Annotated in this window: 11 protein-coding genes; all 11 read left to right on the top strand. The window is 68.1% G+C overall.

Going from position 1 to position 19,045, the window contains the following annotated elements:
• Positions 1-16 precede the first annotated feature (16 nt).
• The 11 genes from ABD893_RS00055 to ABD893_RS00005 all read left to right on the top strand — a co-directional run bounded on the left by ABD893_RS00055 (position 17) and on the right by ABD893_RS00005 (position 18,859).
• Positions 17-991, top strand: a complete 975-nt coding sequence (locus ABD893_RS00055) for an AAA family ATPase (RefSeq protein WP_345075433.1) — start codon at positions 17-19, stop codon at positions 989-991.
• A 49-nt stretch (positions 992-1,040) separates the two neighbouring features.
• On the top strand, positions 1,041-2,507 hold the full coding sequence (locus tag ABD893_RS00050) for a DUF58 domain-containing protein (protein WP_345075432.1): 1,467 nt from the start codon (positions 1,041-1,043) through the stop codon (positions 2,505-2,507).
• On the top strand, positions 2,504-5,017 hold the full coding sequence (locus ABD893_RS00045) for a transglutaminase domain-containing protein (RefSeq protein WP_345075431.1): 2,514 nt from the start codon (positions 2,504-2,506) through the stop codon (positions 5,015-5,017). The genes ABD893_RS00050 and ABD893_RS00045 overlap by 4 nt, the downstream gene beginning before the upstream one ends.
• Positions 5,018-5,298: 281 nt before the next feature.
• Positions 5,299-7,098, top strand: coding sequence for an RDD family protein (locus ABD893_RS00040; RefSeq protein WP_345075430.1), 1,800 nt, complete (start codon positions 5,299-5,301; stop codon positions 7,096-7,098).
• A complete protein-coding gene (locus ABD893_RS00035) occupies positions 7,095-7,976 on the top strand; it encodes a PP2C family protein-serine/threonine phosphatase (protein ID WP_345075429.1) in 882 nt (293 codons plus the stop codon). Before ABD893_RS00040 ends, ABD893_RS00035 begins: the two co-directional genes overlap by 4 nt.
• A 2,345-nt stretch (positions 7,977-10,321) precedes the next feature.
• Entirely contained in the window at positions 10,322-10,777 is a 456-nt protein-coding gene (locus tag ABD893_RS00030; RefSeq protein WP_345075428.1) for an FHA domain-containing protein, read from the top strand.
• Positions 10,774-12,426 (top strand): serine/threonine-protein kinase, encoded by a 1,653-nt coding sequence (locus tag ABD893_RS00025; protein WP_345075427.1) that lies wholly within the window; start codon positions 10,774-10,776, stop codon positions 12,424-12,426. Before ABD893_RS00030 ends, ABD893_RS00025 begins: the two co-directional genes overlap by 4 nt.
• A gap of 64 nt (positions 12,427-12,490) precedes the next feature.
• Positions 12,491-13,201, top strand: coding sequence for an FHA domain-containing protein (locus ABD893_RS00020; RefSeq protein WP_345075426.1), 711 nt, complete (start codon positions 12,491-12,493; stop codon positions 13,199-13,201).
• A gap of 116 nt (positions 13,202-13,317) precedes the next feature.
• A complete protein-coding gene (locus ABD893_RS00015) occupies positions 13,318-17,784 on the top strand; it encodes a type VII secretion EssC family protein (RefSeq protein WP_345075425.1) in 4,467 nt (1,488 codons plus the stop codon).
• A gap of 204 nt (positions 17,785-17,988) precedes the next feature.
• Positions 17,989-18,258: a WXG100 family type VII secretion target gene (locus tag ABD893_RS00010; protein ID WP_345075424.1), complete on the top strand. Its 270-nt coding sequence runs from the start codon at positions 17,989-17,991 to the stop codon at positions 18,256-18,258.
• 118 nt (positions 18,259-18,376) lie between these two features.
• Positions 18,377-18,859, top strand: coding sequence for a hypothetical protein (locus ABD893_RS00005; RefSeq protein WP_345075423.1), 483 nt, complete (start codon positions 18,377-18,379; stop codon positions 18,857-18,859).
• Positions 18,860-19,045: the final 186 nt, after the last annotated feature.

The following is a 19,045-nucleotide window of genomic DNA, read 5'->3' as shown; positions in this document are numbered from 1 at the left end:
AGCAGAATTTCTCCTCATGAGCATGACCCCCGAACAGGCCCGCTGGTTCGCCGAGACGTTCGACAAGCTCGTCCAGAGCATCGGTCAGGCCGTCCTCGGCAAGAACGAAGTGGTCCGACTGGTGCTCACCGCGATGATGGCGCCCGGGCATGTGCTGCTCGAGGACGCTCCGGGCACCGGCAAGACCTCGCTGGCCCGCTCGATCGCCGCGACCGTGCAGGGCACCAGCACCCGCATCCAGTTCACCCCGGACCTGCTGCCCTCCGACGTCACCGGCGTGACGATCTACGACCAGAACACCAAGTCCTTCGAGTTCCACAAGGGACCGGTGTTCGCGAACATCGTCCTCGCCGACGAGATCAACCGCGCCTCGCCGAAGACCCAGTCGGCGATGCTCGAGGTGATGGAGGAGGCCCGGGTCACAGTCGACGGTGTCACCCACGAGGTCGGCAACCCGTTCATGGTGATCGCCACCCAGAACCCCATCGAGCAGGCCGGCACCTACCGTCTTCCTGAGGCGCAGCTGGACCGGTTCCTGATGAAGACCTCCATCGGCTACCCGGACCACGCCTCCAGCGTGCAGATCCTGCAGGGCTCCGCGCTGCGCGACCGCAGCAGCCAGCTCAGCCCGCGCATCTCCCTCCAGGCCGTCAACGACATGACCCAGCTGGCCTCCACCGTGCATGTGGACCCGGCGGTCCTCGAGTACGTCTCCCGACTGATGGAGGAGACCCGCCTCGCGCCGGAGGTGCGCGTCGGCGTCTCCATCCGTGGCGCCCTGGCGCTGATGCGCGCGGTGAAGGTGTGGGCTGCGGTCAATGGCCGCCACTATGTGATCCCGGATGACGTCAAGCACCTGGTCGAGCACGTCTGGCTGCACCGCTTCGTGCTCGACCCCGAGGCAGAGTTCTCGGGCACCACCGCCAAGAGCGTCATGACGAAGATCCTCAGCGAGGTGGCCCCGCCGCAGGCGCGGCAGCAGTCGGCATGAGTACCGATCGTCGACGAACTGCGAGGGACGAGCGGGAGGAGATGAACACATGAGTTCAGAGACCTCACTTCCCACCGACGCCGCAGACGCAAAAGCCGCCAAGGCCCAGGCGAAGAAGCGGCGCAGTGCCGCCAAGTCGGAGGCCAGGGCGAAGGCCCGCTCCACCCGGAAGCAGACGCGCGCCGCGAAGCGTACGCAGAATGCTCCCGAGTCGGTGTCCGAAGCTCCTGGGTCGGTGTCCGGCGGGCCGGGTGCCGCACAGCCGGGCCGATCAGCCGGGCAGCCAGGCTCAGAGGCCGAGCAGAGCACCGGGCTGGCCGGTCTCCGCGACCGCGCGGTGGAGCTCTGGATTCGACGGATCCATCCCGTGCTCGATGTCATCTCGCCCATCGGGTGGGCGGTGTTCGGCGCGGCGGCGGCCTGCTGGTTCATCGGCCTGACCCTGCACATCACCGAGCTGAACGTGATCGCCTTCGCGCTCACCGTTCCGCTGGTGATCGCAGCGCTGTTCGTGCTGGGCCGCGCCTCCTACAAGGTCACCCTCGATCTGCAGACCCACCGCGTGGTGGTCGGCACCCGCGCCGTCGGCCGGGTCGAGGTCGCCAACCCGACCCAGCGGGTGATCCTGCCCTCGCGCATCGAGTTGGCGGTCGGCTCCGCCACCGCGCAGTTCATGGTGCCGAAACTCGACGCAGGTGCCGAGCACGAGGAGCTGTTCGCCGTGCCCACCAAGCGTCGCGCCGTCCTGGTCGTCGGCCCGGTGCGCTCCGTGCGCGATGACCCGCTCTCGCTGATGCGCCGCCAGGTCACCTGGGCGAAGGAGCAGGAGCTGTTCGTCCACCCGCGCACCGTGCGCCTCGACGAGGCGGCCAGCGGGTTCCTGCGCGACCTCGAGGGCACCCCCTCCTCGGACCTCTCCAGCTCCGACATCGCCTTCCATGCACTGCGCGACTACGCTCCCGGCGATGACCGGCGCCATGTCCATTGGCGCACCACGGCGCGCACCGGAAAGCTCATGGTGCGTCAGTTCGAGGAGACCAGGCGCTCGCATGTGGTGGTGGCGCTAGACAATCTCGCCGAGCATTACGCGAGCGATGACGAGTTCGAGCTGGCAGTCTCCATAGCGGCGTCGATCTCGGGCCAGACCTTCCGGGAGGAGAAGGAGCTGACTCCCTTCACTTTCGACGAGCGTCAGAACACCGTGAACCTGCGCCAGATGATGGACGACTACACCGTCGTCGAGCAGCTCAAGGAGCGGGCCTCGTTCCACGAGCTCGGGCAGAAGGCTGCCGATCTCGCTCCCAGCGCCTCTGCGGTGATGATGGTCGTCGGCTCCCACACCACGGCGCGCGAGCTGAACTCTGCCGCCAACCAGCTTCCGATCGGGGTGATGGCAGTGGCGATCCGCTGCGTGGATGATGCTGACGTGAAGCGCTCGGCGATCGGCAGCCTGGATGTGGTCACGCTGGGTTCGCTGGACACCCTGGCCCGGGCACTGCGGTCGGTGGGGCGATGAGCGCGGCCGCTATTGCACCCCGGCGGGTGCCGAGCTATTTCTCCAGGATCAGCAACCGCCGACGGGCGCTGGACCTGCTAGCCCTGGGTTCGCTGTTCTTTCTCGCGATCCTCGGCTTCCATCACATCTACGGCGGAATCCAGTACCTGCTGACCGGGGTCATGGCGCTGGTGTTCGGCACCCTGATCGCGCTGATCGGGGCACGGTGGCGCTGGGGACCGCTGCGGATCACCCCGCTCGTGCTGGTCACATACTTCCTGTTCGGGCCCATGTTCGCGGCCCCGACCCGTGCGCTGTGGGGCATCCTGCCCACCCCAGGCGCACTGTGGGAGCTGATCAAGGCGCCGGTGACCAGCTGGAAGTCGGTGCTCACCGTCGCGCCTCCGGTCGGTATCGCCCAAGGCGTGCTGGCCGTGGTGTGGATCAGCGTGCTGCTGCTCTCGCTGCTGGCGATGAGCGTCGTGATGCGGTCCCGGCTGTACGTTCTGGCCTGGCTGTTCCCGCTGCTGCTGCTCGGGGTGACGATCATCTTCGGCACCGATCAGGCATACGCGGCGGTGCTTCGCGGAGTCCTCTACGCGACCATCTCGATCGCCTGGCTGACCTGGCGGTTCGAGGCCGGGCGTCTCTCGAATGCCCAGTCCACGATCATCTCGGACACGGTGCGGCCGGGCTCGTGGAAGAACCCGGTGCTGCGACGACGGGTGATCGGCGGTGCGTTGATCATGGCGCTCGCCGGCGGTGGCGCGGTCGCGGCGCATTCCCTGTTGGATCCGCCGTCGGGCACCATCCGCTATGCGGCGCGTGACAACATCACCCCGCCCTTCGACCCGCAGCAGTATGTCTCCCCGCTCACCGAGTTCCGCGGCTATCTCAAGCATCAGCGGAAGGACGAGCTGTTCACGATCTCCGGGGTCAGCAGCGGTGAGCAGATCCGGCTGGCCACGATGGACTATTACGACCTGCAGGTCTTCAACGTCGCCAGCAGCGAGAACAAGGACGGCGCCTCTGGGGCGTTCCTGCGCACCGCGCCGGGGGTCGATCTCCACAGCGGCAGCGGGCAGGAACGGGAGTCGTCGGTGACCATCGGCGGCTATTCCGGCGTGTGGATGCCCACTATGGGTTCGCAGACCAATCGCATCGATCTCGAAGAGATGACCTCTGAGCGGTCGAGCGTGACCTCCGAGAACCTCTTCCTCAATCAGCAGTCCCAGACCGCCGTGAACTCGCGTGGGGTGCGGCCCGGCGACACCTATGAGCTCTCCTACGAGCCCTATACGGAGCTCACCGCCGAGCAGCAGCGCACCGCTCAGTTCGCCGAGATCGCACTGCCCGAGAACCTTCCGATGGATCAGCTGCGGCCGTGGGCCGAGGAATGGGCAGGGTCATCGGACTCCGACTACGAGCGGTTCCACAACCTCACCAGAGAGATCAAGGACGGCGCCTTCTACTCGCATGGGCTTGAAGAGGATGCCGCCTCCTTGTCCGGCCACGGAGCCAGCCGCCTGCTGGTGATGCTCAACGAGGTCGGCTTCGACGAGGACACCCCGGATGCGCAGCCAGAGGGCCGGATCGGTGACGAAGAGCAGTACGCCGCACTGACTGCAGTGATGGCACGCTCGATCGATATCCCCGCCCGGGTGGTGATGGGCTTCGAGGTCCCGGCGGGACAGGAGGGGACCGTCTCGATCACCGGCGACGACGTCACCGCCTGGGTCGAGGTTGCCTTCGAGGACGTCGGCTGGGTGCGTTTCGACCCCGCCCCGGATGAGGAGGATGACCCCACCGAGCCCCAGCCCAAGGAGGTGGAGGAGCCTCTTCCTCAGGTCGCGCAGCCGCCGCCGCCTCCGGCGGAGCCGCCCAGCCCGCCGCCAGGCGCGATGAGCGATGACAGCGAGAAGGAGGAAGAGCCTCCGGAGCCGACGAGGTCATGGGTGGTCTATCTCGGGCTGGGCCTGATCCCCGTGGCGCTGCTGCTGATCGCGATGCTCGCCATCATCATCGCCAAGACCGTGCGGCGGGGACGCCGGCGCACCCGTGGCCCGCTGCCGACGCGCATCGAAGGAGGCTGGCAGGAGATCCTCGATCTGCTGACCGACCTCGGTCAGAAACCGGACCCGCTGCTGACCCGTGCCGAGACCGCGGCTCGACTCCAGGGGGACATCCCTGCGATGGGCGCGCTGACACTCGCCAGCCGCGCGGACCGGGCAGTGTTCGGCCCTGATGATCTTCCCGAGGCTGCTGCTGAGGAGTACTGGAGTGAGGTCATGACAGCGCGGCGTAGCATGTCCGCTGCGATGCCGTGGCACAAGAGGCTGCGTGCGGCGCTCTCACTGCGCTCGTTCCGGAGAAGGTCCGCGGATCGCCGCAGCGAGAGGAAGCGCGTCCGAGTGAATGCGCGGTCCCGGGATAAGGCGCTGCGCCGCTCTGAAGCGATGCGTCGTCGCCGGTCTTCGCTTCGCGGAGGTGTCAAGAAGACGAGAACGTGGAAGAAGGGCCGAGGTCGATGAACCAGACTCGATACTGCAGCACCTGCGGGACTCTGCTGTCCGAAGGAGCGGCGATCTGCGGAGAGTGCGGGGCGCGTTACCAGGCTTCGCCGTATGAGCGTCGGGCGACCGACACTCCGGGGGCATGGGGGCAGGCGCCACGGGCCCGCACCCGGGACCTGGGGCAGGACGCCGCCCAGGGGCCGGAGGAGGAAGGGATCGAGCTGGTCTCCAGAGAGGCTTTGCTGCCGAAGAACCCGGGTGCGACGGCACTGCGTACTCAGGAACAGTACGATCAGATGATGGTGACCCAGCCTGCGATGAATCAGACCGGACCGGGCCCCGCACCCGGCATGCAGAGCGGACCGGGGTCTGCGGCGCCGGCGCTGAGCGCGCCCGGAGCATCACCGATGGAGCGGCCGCTGGACGGATGCGTCCCCGGATCGCTGCTGCGGCGGTTCCTGGCCGCGCTGGTGGACTCAGTGATCGGCACCGTCGTGCTGGTGCCGCTCATTCTCGGCATCGTCCTCCTGCTCACGTCCGACACCATCGGGTTGCTACCGCAGATCCTGGTCGGGGTGGGCGTGGCGCTCCCCGTCGCCTACACGGTGCTGATGATCTGGCTGGCAGGGTCGAAGGGATTCACCCTCGGCAAGCTCATCCTCGGGCTGCGCATCACGAAGGATGGCGCCGGCGGACCGATCGGCTTCGTGCGTGCGCTGGGTCGCTGGGCGCTGTACGGGATCATTCCGCTGATCATGGCGCTGTCGATCTTCATCGACCCGAAGAAGCAGCTGCGCGGCTTCCACGACAGGGTCATCGGCTCCGTCATCGTGGACGTCAAGGCTGGGCGCAACCCGCTCCAGCCCCGCCCTGACGACTTCGAGCGAGAGAGCGCCGAACACTATCTGGGCGCATCCTCTGTCGCGGTCTCCACGCATCAGAACCTGCTTTCTGAGCCGGGTTCTGCCTGGAGCGGCGCTGCAGACTCCGCGCCGGCTCAGCCTGCTACGAGTGCGTGGGACGGGAACCAGCAGATGGCACCGAGTCCCTATGCACCCCCAGCGTCGAGCAGCTCCGCACCGGAGGCGCCGGTGTCTACCGGCTGGGCTGCTCCGCCGTCCGCACCGGAACCCGGCGCACAGCAGCCAGTCAGCGAGGGCGGCTGGGCACCGCCTCCTGCCGACCCGGCTCCCCAGGCGAACTGGGACCAGAGCGCCGCAGCTCCGCAGCAGCAGAACTGGGACCAGGCTGCCCAGGCGCCGCAGCAGCAGAGCTGGGACCAGCCAGCACCTGCTCTGGATCAGGCCCAATGGGGTCAGTCCGCTCCGCAGCAGGACGAGGGCCAGCCAGCGGGGGCCGCGCAGCCTCAGCCGTGGGACCAGCCTGTCTCGCCGTATCCGGCGTCAGCCCCGCGCCAGGATCCGCACGCTGCGGCAGCCCAGGGTTGGGCTCCGCCAGCACCTCAGGACCAGGCGTCCGCACCCGAGCCCCGTCCCGCCCCGGAACCCGGCGCACCGTCTCCTTACGGTGCACCGTCTCCTTATGGCGCTCCGTCGCCGTATGCGGCGCCGCAGTCCGGACTCCCTGCGGCGCAGGATGCCCCCGCGAGCTGGGGCCCTGCCGGTACCGCACAGGAGCCGGCGGGGGCGCCCAGCGACCTCACCGGTGATGCCTGGGATGCGGGCGTTGATGAGCAGACCCGGCTCTCCGCGCCGGATGATTCGCTCGGCGACCTCGAACAGACCCGTATCTCCGCGGTGAAGCTCCCGGCGGTCACGAAGCTGCGTCTGACTGCTGACGACGGCACCGAGCGAGTCGTCGAGAAGGCTGTGGTGATCGGGCGCAACCCCTCCGCTCCAGGGCCGGAGGTGCTGTTCGTGCTGAAGGACGACACCCGCTCCGTCTCCAAGACCCATCTGCGGATCGACGGCACCGGTGAGGAGATCACGGTCACCGACCTGGGCTCGACCAACGGCTCCACGATCCTGCGCGAGGACGGCTCCCGGGAGAACCTGGTGCCGAACGCGCCGACGGTCCTGCCCGCTGGTGCACAGCTGACCCTCGGGGACCGGACCCTGTCCGTGGAGAAAGAGCAGTGATCGACCGCTCCCTGTCCGACCCCGATCTCACGGGAACGATCCGGGTCATCTCCGCCGCCGCCACCCATGTAGGTCATGTGCGGGCCACCAACGAGGACAGCATCCTCAACGTGTCTCCGATCTACATGGTCGCGGACGGTATGGGCGGGCACAACGCCGGTGAGGTCGCCAGCGCGATCGCGGTCGAGGAGTTCGAGAAGCTCACGATCCAGGAGAACGTCACCGTCGAGCAGCTGGGAGAGGCACTTCGCTCGGCGGCCACCCGCATCGGGGAACTTGGCGGCGAGTCCACCCTGGGGGCCGGGACCACGGTCGCAGTGGTCGCGACGATGGTGCTGGACGACGTCGGCTACTGGGTAGTGCTCAATCTCGGGGACTCCCGCGTGTACCGCCTCTCGGGAGACATCTTCGAGCAGGTCAGCGTGGACCATTCCGTGGTCCAGGAACTGATGGACCGCGGAGAGCTCACCCCGGCACAGGCGAAGATCCATCCCTACCGACATATGGTCACCCGGGCTCTCGGTGCTGGTCCCGAGTCTGACCCGGACTACTGGCTGATCCCCGCCGAGGTGGGGGACCGGATGCTGATCTGCTCCGACGGACTGACCGGCGAGGTCGATGATGCCGGCATCGAACAGCTGCTGCGCCGGCCCACCGACGTGCGCACCCTCAGCCATGAGCTGGTGGGCCGTGCGCTGGATGCGGGCGGTCACGACAACATCAGCGTGGTCCTGGTCGAGGCGGTCGAAGTGGTCGGGCAGCCTCTGATCACCGAGAGCACGGCCGGGAGCTCCAGCTCTGCGGACCAGGAGGACGAGTTCGAGATCGATGAGGACACTCTCCCGCGAGCGCTCCGCGAGGGTGGCGGCGAGAGCTGATGAACGAGGAGAAGGGCGTAGGAGCCGAAGATCTGCTCGGAACAGGGACCTGGGTGCGGCAGGGTCCTGCAACACTGGTGATCCGGAACAATGCCTGGGTGGTGCTGGTCCCGGGGCTGCGGAAACAGGTCACCGAAGCGGCATGGGATCTGCTGGGCAGCTCACCCGATCCAGCACATTTCCTGGACGCCCTGGTAGAGGCCGGAGGCATCGAGAGCGCGGAGAAGCTCTCCGCGCTGCTCTTCGGATTCCATGACGGGACCACCGGTGTCTTCGGGGTGAAAGGGACGACACCGATCGCCGTCTACTCCCTGGAAGGCTCCCAGCAGATCGCAGGCACAGACGAGGAACCCTTCGTCCTGAAGACCGTCGAAGGCGTACGGCGCACGGCGTTCGGAGACCTCCCTGCCGAGGAATCGCTCGGAGCGGCACGACTGAGCTCAGGGGTCATCCCGGTGCGAGGCTTCGTGCACGTGACGCAGGACCCCGCGGAGCTGGAAGACGCCGAGCGCACCGAGCTTGCCGCACAGGTAGAGAAGGACGGCCGGTCGATCGAAGACCCGGACGCGAAGAAGCGCCGCGCGTCGCGGCCGACTCCCGCCCCGAAGCCCGCCGGGAGCAGCGCTGCGGCACCGCTCGCGAGGCCGGCGACGGCCAGCCGCAAGCCAGGGGAGATGCCGCCTTCCCTCTCTCGAGGGGGAGCGCCCAGGGCCTCGACCAGGCCCGCGGCCTCCGACGCCACGTCCAGCGGTCCGAATATGTTCGCCGGTCTGTTCGGCAGCGGCTCGTCGGTCTCGGGGCCCACGGCTCAGGCTGAAGCACCCGCACCCGCACCCGCACCCGCACCCGCACCCGCACCCGCACCCGCACCCGCACCCGCACCCGCATCCGCATCCGCATCCGCATCCGCTCCCGCAGCATCGGCACCCGCGCCAGCAGCACCCGCACCGGCGCCGGCCACGGAACCAGCGGTGCCCGCCGCAGCTCCCGCCGCGGGCCGCGACGCACCTGCTGCGGAGCGGACGACGGCCGTTGCCCCCGCTGCGACGGACGCATTCTCCCAGGGCCCTGTCCCGACCGTTGCTGCTCCGGAGTCAGCGGCTGCTGAGGAGACGGACGCTGTAACCCCGGTGAAGCGCCGCCTGGTCAGCACCTCTCTGTTCGATCGCGGCCGTCGAGCGCCCGCAGTGACCCCCTCCGCAGAGCCGACGACACCAGCGCCACCGCCCACGAGACCCACCGCGACGGCGTCTGTCCCTACTCCCGAACCTCCGGACGACGACGAGTTCGATTCGCCGCCGACCCAGATCGCGCCGATCGATGAGGAGGACCAGGACTTCCCGAGCGAGCCGAGGCGAGCTCCGACGCCAGCGCCGAGGCGGGCACCGCGCCAGCCTGCAGCGGCCGCACCCGTCGTGAACGAACTCGAGAACACCGGGGCCTACGACGATCTTTTCGGCAAGACCATCTTTCGCCGTATCGAAGATGCCGCGGTCCGGCACAGCGAGGACGAAGAGGAGGCAGAGGAGCTAGCGGAGAAGCCCGCCACGAAGGGGGTCGATGCGCCGTCATCGCGTCCCGCCGCTCTGCCCGACGGAACCACCTCCGCTGCGCCGGTCTCCCCGGCATCAGCATCCGAGCCGCCACCGTCGGATTCCACGACCGGCGGGGAGTTCTCGGAGTCCGCGACCGGTGGGGAGTTCATCGACTGGGTCCCGGGGGTGGGGCGTACCGCTCCAGAGATCGCGCAGACCGCAGCGAGGCGAGCCTCGGAGTCTTCGCCGCAGCGCCCTGCGTATCCGCAGGTCCACATGCCGGAGCGGCCATCTGCTCCGAGTGCTGGCCCGGGGCCGGCGCCCGCCCAACCACCGGCGGCGCCGGGCATGTCCTACGGACGCCCGATGAGCACCCGGGACGCTGGCCAGCAGGTCGGATATCCGATGCATCCTGGTCAGCCGCAGCCGCAGCCGCAGCCGCAGCCGCAGCCGCAGCCGCAGCCGCAGCCGCAGCCGCAGCCGCAGCCGCAACCGTATGCCCAGGGTCCCGCACACCCAGGGGCAGCGGGATATCAGGTGGGAATCTCCGGACCAGCGATGGGGGGCTCTTCGCAGCAGTCGGCCTCCGCATATGGCGGGTACCCGCCAGCCCAGAACTCGATCTCGTCTCAGGCGCCAGCCGCCTCCCGTCCAGGCGGCTCCCTGCCTGGGAGACATGCCAGCGCGCCCCATCCGGTCGCGCCCGTCGGCACCCCGGCGACGCCCGTACCCCGCCAGAGATCGGCTCCGCAGCCCGGGCACGGTACCGCGGCCTCCGCGGGCGGGCCGGGTCAGGTCGTCGGAGGCGGCGTGACCCTGACGGGGATGGTGTGCCTGAACGGGCACGCGAACTCACCGGAGCGCGCTGCCTGCCGGGTCTGCGGTGCCCCGCTGCAGGGCCAGACCCGCACTGTCGTGCGTCCACCGCTGGGTGGCGTCGCACTGTCGGGAGGGGGCCGGTTCGTCCTGGACCGCACGGCGATCATCGGCAGACGTCCCCGTGCCTCCCGCGTCAGCGGTCATGAAGTGCCGCAGCTGATCACGGTGCCCAGCCCGCAGCAGGACATCTCCCGTTCGCACCTCGAGCTGCGGCTCGAGGGCTGGCATGTGGTGGCCCTCGACCTGGGCACCACCAATGGCACCACGCTGTACCGGGAGGGCTACGAGCCGGTCCGACTGCGTTCACGCGAGGGTGTGGTCCTCCACGACGGAGACCACCTGGATCTAGGGGATGACGTGCATCTGAAGTTCGGTGAGCGGCTATGAGCTCCAGGCCGCCCTCGCCGCCGCCCCAGCTGCCAGGCTACGAGTACGAGCAGATGCTGGGCTCCGGCGGCTTCGCCGACGTCTTCCTGTACCGCCAGTTCCGCCCCCAGCGGCGGGTGGCGATCAAGGTGCTGCTCTCGAACGTGCTCGACGAGTCGGTGCGACGGCAGTTCGACGGCGAGGCCAATGTGATGGCCCAGATGTCGACGCACCCGTCGATCGTCACGATCCACCAGGCCGAGGTCTCCGCAGATCATCGTCCCTATATCGTGATGGAGTACTGCCCGCGGCCCAATTACGGCGTGCGTTTCCGCAAGGAGAGGATCACCGTCGCCGAGGCGCTGAGGGTGGGGGTCCAGATCGCGGGCGCCGTGGAGACGGCACATCGCGCCGGGATCCTCCACCGGGACATCAAGCCAGCGAACATCTTGGTCACCGACTACAACCGACCCGCGCTCACGGACTTCGGGATCTCGATCGCCGCAGGCCAGGGCGACGCTGTCGAGGACTCCCAGGGAATGTCCATCCCGTGGTCTCCGCCGGAGTTCTTCGCTGATCCGCCGCGCGCCGACGTGCGCTCCGATGTGTTCTCCTTGGCCGCTACCGTGTACTCGCTGCTGGCCGGGCAGACTCCCTTCGAACGTCGCGGACAGCGCAACACCGCCTCGGATCTCATCCATCGCATCTCGAGCGAGCCGCTGCACTCCCTGAACCGACCGGATGTGCCCGCAGAGCTGAACCGGGTGCTCTCGATCGCGATGGCCAAGGAGCAGGCGGGCCGGTATGACACGGCGCTCGCCTTCGGCCGTGGATTGCAGCAGGTGGAGCTCTCCCTCTCGTTGCCGGTCACCCAGATGGACGTGCTCGACGATCGCAGCACCGCGGCCGCCCACCATGCCGAGGATGACGACCTCGACATGCACACCCGGATTCGCAAGGTCGCGACCGTCGACCCGGATTCGGGAGGCATCACCGGCCCCGGAACCCGGCGGAGGCTCGACCCCTTCGCCGGAGTGGCCCCCGCGCTCGGCGCCCCGGCGGCGACGGGATTCGGTATCCCCTCCGCTGTCGTGGCGGAGGAATCCGTCGAATCGACCCAGCTGCGGCCGGTCGGAGCGCAGCCTGCAGGGGCCTCTGCGCTCTCACCGCTTCCTGCGCCAGGTTCTGCGGAGACCGAGGAAGAGCCTGCGAAGGCACCGGCCTGGCCGTTCGTGGTTCTGGCAGCGGTGCTGATCGTGGTGCTCGGTGTGGGTGCCACATTGGGAGTGCGCTTCTTCCTGATCCCCGAGCCGGAACCGATCGCGAGCACGGACATCAACGTCGTGGTCGAGCCGGATGATCCGCTGGACCCGCCGACGGATGTCCAGTACACGATCATCTCGCCGGAAGGAGTCGCCGATGAGCCAGGCAGGGTCCAGATCAGCTGGGAGCCACCCGCCGGTGTCACGCAGGATGAGCACTACCTGGTCCAGTGGAAGGACATGCCGAGCGGTTACGAGCGCTATCAGGAGCAGCTCCCGGTCCACGGAATGAACTCGGTCGTCCTGGAGATTCCGCCGCAGCTGCCCGAGCGCTGCGTCAAGGTGCAGACGGTCAATCCCAACGGCAATGCGAGCCCTGCTGCGGAGATCTGTGTGGAGACGAAGTGATGGGCAGTGACGGGTACGGTGCAACCATGACGAACAGTCGTGATGACAGAGGGGACGGCTGACGATGGCGTCGACGATTTCGGTCGAGTTCTGCGGGGAGTGGTACCGCGTCGAGGATGGCGAGGAGCTGACGATCGGCCGGGAGGCTGATCTCGCGATCGACGAGGACAATCCGTTCCTGCACCGACGTTTCCTCACGATCGTCCAGGTGGAATCGATGTGGTGGCTGGTCAACATCGGCTCGCGACTGTCCGCCACGATCACTGACGGCACCGGTTCGATGCAGGCGTGGCTCGCTCCGGGAGCGCGCATCCCGCTCGTCTTCGACGTCACCAAGGTGGTGTTCACCGCGGGCCCCACCACCTATGACCTGTCGGTGCATGCGGAGTCCCCGGAGTTCGCACGGATCGCGGGCCCCGAGGACCCGGCAGGGGAGACCACCGTCGGAGCGGTGCAGCTCACCCCGAGCCAGAAGCTCCTGATCCTCGGGCTCGCCGAACCGATGCTGACCCGAGAGGGATCCGGGATGAGCAACGTGCCCACCTCGGCCCAGGCCGCAGCACGACTGGGATGGCAGCTCACGAAGTTCAACCGGAAGCTCGACAACGTCTGCGACAAGCTCGATCGGCTCGGAGTGCGGGGACTGCGCGGCGGACCGGGCAAGCTCGCCAGCAATCGGCGGGCCCGGCTGGTGGAGCACGCTGTCTTCTCCCGATTGGTCAGCAGCGAGGACCTGTACCTGCTGGACCAGTCGCAGGACACCGACGAGGACTGATCTATCGCCGACGCCGCCACGAACGGTCGAGGTACGCACACGCATTCATGGAACGGGTTGCCCCCAGGGGCGCTGCGGCAGGCGGACGGCGGGTCCGTTGAGGGGGAGGAACACCAATGCGTATCAAGCTCACGCTGCGCAGGCCCGAGGACCGGCTCACAGATCTCGAGGTCACCGCCGATGCGACCGCGACGGTCGCCGATGTGGCGGGGGCTCTGTATCTCGCTGATCCGCTGCGCAACGATGTGGTGGCGCCCGAAGGGCTGACCCTGCAGGTCCAGGATCCCGGAGCGGGCTCCGGAGCGAAAGGCGTGCGATCTCTGGATCGCGAGATCGACCTCATCCAGGCAGGGCTGCGCTCTGGCAGCGTAGTCTCGATCGCTCGTTCCTCCACCGAGTACGCCACCCGCTCCGAGTCGAGGGGAGCGGCGGTCGCGTTGATGCGGGTGCTGTCGGGGCCCGAGACGGGCCGCGAGTTCCCCCTGCCTACGGGGTCCAGCGTGATCGGTCGCGAAGGTGATCTCGACATCCGCATCGCCGATCCGATGCTCTCCAAGCGGCATGCCCGCATCAATGTCGGAGACTCGATCGAGATCGTCGACCTGCATTCCTCCAACGGGGTGGTCATCGGCGGCGAACAGGTTCAGCGCGCTGTGGTCGGTCCTGCGGACACGGTGCTGATCGGCCAGACCACCTTCTCGGTCATCGCCCTGCATCGCTTGGGCGGCACCGCACCGAGCTCGCCGGTGGTGGAGTTCAATCGCTCTCCCCGCGTGGTGCCGCGGTTCCCGTACCGTCCGCTCAAGGCGCCGACCCCGCCGAAGGAACCCAACCCGCAGTTCTTCCCGATCTTCATGATGTTCGCCCCGATCCTCATGGGCGGGCTCATGTTCTCGATGACCAAGAGCCCGTTCTCGCTCATGTTCGTGTTCATGATGCCGATGATGGCCACCGCGGGATTCCTGAACCGCAAGTTCCAGCAGAAGAAGATGCTCGAGCGCCAGATCAAGAACTTCGAGGAGGGGCTGGCCTCCCTCAAACGCCGGGTCACCGCGGCGCAGGATCTCGAACGAGCAGTGCGGCTGGTCGAGGCTCCGTCGGCCGCCGATACCGTGGATGCCGCCTTCCGCCTGGGGCGACTGCTGTGGACGCACCGTCCTGAGCACAACGCTTTCGGCACCATGCGGCTGGGGCTGGGCGTCGCCGACTCCCGCGTGGGTATCGAGATGCCGGGGGAGAACGACGCGATCCCCAAGTACTACGACATGCTCGATGACATGAACGAGGAGTACAAGATGATCGCCGGGGTGCCGGTGGTCGCGGAGCTCCGCAATGCCGGGAACATCGGCATCGCCGGCGGTGGACAGGAGGCCGACGGGGTCGCTCGCGGAATCGTCACCCAGCTCTTCTCCCTCCACTCGCCGGCCGAAGTCGCGATCGCCGCGATCACGTCCCGCTCGAGCCGCGAGATGTGGCAGTGGCTGAAATGGCTCCCGCACACCTCGAGCCCGCACTCGCCACTGCCCGGCGACCACCTGGCGGACACCCCGGGGCGTGGCAACTCGCTGGTCGCACGGATCGAGGAGCTCATCGAGCAGCGGGCCGGAGATGCCCCGCCCCAGCTGCGCACCCCGATGACCACCGACGTCAAGCAGGAGATCCCGATCCCGCCCGAGCCGGTCACCCCGAGCCTCGTGGTCATCATCGAGGATGACGCGCCCGTCGATAGGGCCCGTCTGGTGCGCATCGCGGAGCGCGGACCGGACGTCGGAGTGCACGTCATCTGGAGCGCCTCCAATATCGCCGCACTGCCTGCCGCCTGCCGCACCTATGTCTCCGTCGAGGAGTCGGTGGACGGCGCGAGCGCCGGCCATGTGCGTCTGGGAGAGCGGTTCTACCCGGTCTCCGTCGAGACCGTCTCGGTGGAGGTGGCTTCCGGGGTGGCCCGTCATCTCTCCCCGGTGGTCGATGCGGGAGTCCCGATCGACGACGACTCCGATCTTCCACGGGCGATCTCCTACCTCAAGCTCGCCGGCATGCAGACGGCCGAGGACCCCAACTACATCATCGAGCGGTGGAAGGAGAACAACTCCCTCACCCCGCGCGACGGGTCCGAGCCGCAGCGCCGCAAGCATGATGCGAACCTCCGCGGACTGATCGGCCATAACGGCCAGGACGCCTACCATCTGGACCTGCGCACCAATGGTCCGCACGCCCTTGTCGGCGGCACCACCGGCGCCGGCAAGTCGGAGTTCCTCCAGGCCTGGGTATTGGGCATGGCCACCGCCCACAGCCCCGACCGGGTGACCTTCCTGTTCGTGGACTACAAGGGCGGGGCGGCATTCGCCGATGCGGTCGCGCTGCCCCACACCGTGGGCCTGGTCACCGACCTCTCCCAGCACCTGGTGCGACGTGCGCTCACGTCGCTGCGCGCCGAGCTGCACTACCGCGAGCACCTGCTGAACCGTAAGAAGGCGAAGGACCTGGTCTCGCTCGAGCGGACCGGCGATCCTGAGGCGCCGCCCAGCCTGATCATCATCGTCGACGAGTTCGCGGCGCTGGCCAAGGAGATCCCGGAGTTCGTGGACGGCGTCGTGGACGTCGCCGCCCGGGGCCGCTCCCTCGGCCTGCACCTGATCCTCGCCACCCAGCGCCCGGCCGGCGTCATCAAGGACAACCTGCGCGCCAACACCAACCTCCGCATCGCCCTGCGCATGGCGGATGAGGCGGACTCCAAGGACATCCTGGGCGACAAGATGTCCGCGCATTTCGATCCCAGCATCCCGGGGCGGGGGGCAGCCAAGACCGGGCCCGGCCGCATCGCAACGTTCCAGACCGGGTACGCCGGCGGGTGGACCACAGATGAGCCCGAGCGGGCCCGGATCGACATCGTCGAGAAGGACTTCGGCACGGGGGAGCAGTGGGACATCCCCTCTCCGCCGACCAAGGAGGTCAAGGACCCCGGCCCCAACGACATCTCCCGAGTGGTCGCCACGGTCAAAGCCGCTGCGGAAAGCGCTGGGGTGCCCGCACCTCGCAAGCCGTGGCTCTCCGAGCTGGCCGACGCCTACGACCTCTCCCGGCTGCCCAGCAGACGCACCGATGAGGAGCTCCTGCTCGGCGTCATGGACGTTCCCGAGGACCAGGCGCAGCCGACCACCTCCTACTACCCGGACCGCGACGGCAACATGGCCATCTACGGCACCGGCGGCTCCGGAAAGTCCACCACCCTGCGCACCTTCGCGATCTCCGCCGCCTCAACCGTGCGTGGCGGCCCGGTGCACGTCTACGGACTCGACTTCGGCGCGTCCGGTCTGACGATGCTGGAGGAGCTCCCGCACGTGGGCTCGATCATCCCCGGGGATGACGAGGAGAGGGTGATCCGACTCCTGCGCACCCTGCGCGAGATGATCGACGAGCGGGCCAAGGAGTTCGCGAGGATCCGTGCTGGCTCCGTGGCGGAGTATCGCGACCTGGCAGGGAAGCCCGACACCCCCCGCATCCTCCTGCTCGTGGACGGCATGGCGGCCTTCCGCGAAGCGTACGACTACTCGAATCTGTCCAAATGGTTCACGGCCTTCGTCCAGATCGCCACCGACGGCCGGCAGGTGGGGGTGCACGTCATCGTCACCGGTGACCGCCCCAACGCGATCCCCACCTCGCTCGGGTCCTCGATCCAGCGACGGCTCATCCACCGCATGGCCAGCATCGACGACTACGCCGGCTTCGGCGAGCCCAAGGACGTGCTGGACGCCAACTCTCCGCCGGGCCGCGCGATCCAGGACGGTCACGAGGTGCAGGTGGCGGTGCACGGCGGTGATTCCAATGTCGCGCTGCAGTCCCGTGAGGTGGCCAAGCTCGCTCAGGCGATGCGCAGGGCGGGGGTTCCCGAGGCACCGGCGATCGAACGGCTGCCCGAGCGAGTGGAGTTCTCCTCGCTGCGACCGACCCGTGGCGGACTCCCCGTGCTGGGCCTGGCCGACGAGACCCTCGCCGAGATCACCTACGAGCCGCGTGGCGCCTTCATGGTCACCGGGCCGATGGGTTCCGGGCGCACGACCGCGATGCTGACGATCGCGACCGGATTGAAGGCCATGGACGAGCCGATGCGCCTGGTGCGCTTCTCCTCGCGTCGTACCCCTCTGACCGGCCTGCCGATCTGGGACGTCGAGGCATCGGATCCCGACACCGTCAGGGAGCTCGCCGCCCAGCTGCGAGAGACGATCGAGTCCGGCTCGGTCGGGGAGGGCAAGCTGGCCCTGTTCATCGATGGGGTCGCCGACTTCACCGGCAGCGGAGTCGAGAACGATCTGGACAAGCTGATCCGTGCCAGCACCCGCGAGGGGCAGTTCGTGGTCGGCGAGAACGAATCCGCCTCCTGGTCGCAGGCCTATGTGCTCGCCCAGCCTTTCAAGGCCGGTCGCCGGGGTCTTCTGCTGCAGCCCAGTGATATGGACGGCGACTCCCTGCTCGGCACCGGATTGGGGAGGATCCGTCGAGCGGACTTCCCCGCTGGCCGCGGCTTCCTCGTCTACAGCGGCCGCGCACTGAAACTGCAGGTCGCGCAGATCACCACCGGCTGAGCGGTTCCCAGGGTCGGGCCGGTGCGGGAGGACAGCACCGTCCCGACGGCGCCGGATGACACGGTCGTTCGAGAGTTGTCCCCATGGGGACTCCTCCCCATGGTCCGTGCCTCCGGATCGCTCTAGAGTGATCCCCGTACGACAGCAGGCCGGTGCACCGGATCAGGGCGCAGGCGCGAGACACCAGGAAGGGGAACCCGAACCGTGAACGCCACGAAGGGTATGAACGTCGAAGAGGTCCGGCGGATGTCGGCCCAGCTCCGCGATGCGGCTGAAGAGATCACGCGGATCGAGCAGGAGCTCACCTCCGGTCTTGAAGAGGTGGACTGGACCGGTCCCGATGCTGATCGCTTCCGTGGCCAGTGGTCTGGAGAGATGGTCCCGGCACTGCAGCAGATCATGAACTCCGTCAATGATCTCGGCGACACGGCAGACCGCAACGCGGCCGAGCAGGACGCGACCTCCACGAGCTGATCGCGCATCGCTCGGTTCTCGCGACCGGTGCCCGGGGCCCGTACGTAATGCGCATTCGGGCCTCGCTCATGCCTGATATGTTTGGCGCCGTCAGAGGTGGGACGAACGGAGCTAATCCATGGCCAAGAATATCGAGTATCCGAGCGTTGATTTCCCTGGTCCGCCTCGGATCACCCTCGAGGTGCCGGATGAGTGGGAGACGCTGACCGTCCCCGGGGTCCAGATTGCGGTGGCACAGCCCCGGGTGGAGGGGCGGTTCCGGGCCAACGTCGTGGTGACCGTGCAACGGTTCGGGCCAGACTTCACCCTCGAGGCGGCGAAGGCCGGTCTCGAGCAGCGCAAAGCCGCGCTGCCTGAGCTTGAGGAGCTCGGCACGGGGGAGATCCAGGTCGAGGGGATGACCTGGATCGCCAGCGAGTACGGATACACCCAGCCCGGGCGCCCCACGGTGGTCCAGGCAGCGCGCTATGCGGTCCTTGATCGTGGTGGCGTGGCGAAAGACGTCCTGGAGATCGTGGGCAGCTGCGGCGCGGAGAGCGCGGACGAGGAGATCGAAGCCGTCCGCGCCATCCAGGACTCCGTGAATGTGGATCTCAGCTGACCTCGAATCTTCATCAGCAGGTGACGGCCTCGGACCTTCGGGTCCGAGGCCGTTCGTATACGGGCGCGACGTCGCGGCGAAGCCTGCGACCGGCAGGGGGCTGAGTGGGGACCTCTGCCTGGGGAGTTGTCCCCATCGCCAAGTGGGGGTGGGGGTTCTAGAGTTGAGTCATCACCTGGGGGACAG

Origin of the sequence: Brachybacterium paraconglomeratum (assembly GCF_039541415.1) — a bacterium.
Taxonomy (GTDB): domain Bacteria; phylum Actinomycetota; class Actinomycetes; order Actinomycetales; family Dermabacteraceae; genus Brachybacterium; species Brachybacterium paraconglomeratum_A.
The sequence above is the reverse complement of the archived record's forward strand: the minus strand, read 5'-3'. Positions and strand labels throughout refer to the sequence as shown.

Bases quoted from the DNA above. Each gene is read 5' to 3' on its own strand.
- ABD893_RS00055 (WP_345075433.1), top strand. From the start codon at position 17: ATGAGCATGACCCCCGAACAGGCCCGCTGGTTCGCCGAGACGTTCGAC.
- ABD893_RS00050 (WP_345075432.1), top strand. From the start codon at position 1,041: ATGAGTTCAGAGACCTCACTTCCCACCGACGCCGCAGACGCAAAAGCC.
- ABD893_RS00045 (WP_345075431.1), top strand. From the start codon at position 2,504: ATGAGCGCGGCCGCTATTGCACCCCGGCGGGTGCCGAGCTATTTCTCC.
- ABD893_RS00040 (WP_345075430.1), top strand. From the start codon at position 5,299: ATGGTGACCCAGCCTGCGATGAATCAGACCGGACCGGGCCCCGCACCC.
- ABD893_RS00025 (WP_345075427.1), top strand. From the start codon at position 10,774: ATGAGCTCCAGGCCGCCCTCGCCGCCGCCCCAGCTGCCAGGCTACGAG.
- ABD893_RS00020 (WP_345075426.1), top strand. From the start codon at position 12,491: ATGGCGTCGACGATTTCGGTCGAGTTCTGCGGGGAGTGGTACCGCGTC.
- ABD893_RS00015 (WP_345075425.1), top strand. From the start codon at position 13,318: ATGCGTATCAAGCTCACGCTGCGCAGGCCCGAGGACCGGCTCACAGAT.
- ABD893_RS00005 (WP_345075423.1), top strand. From the start codon at position 18,377: ATGGCCAAGAATATCGAGTATCCGAGCGTTGATTTCCCTGGTCCGCCT.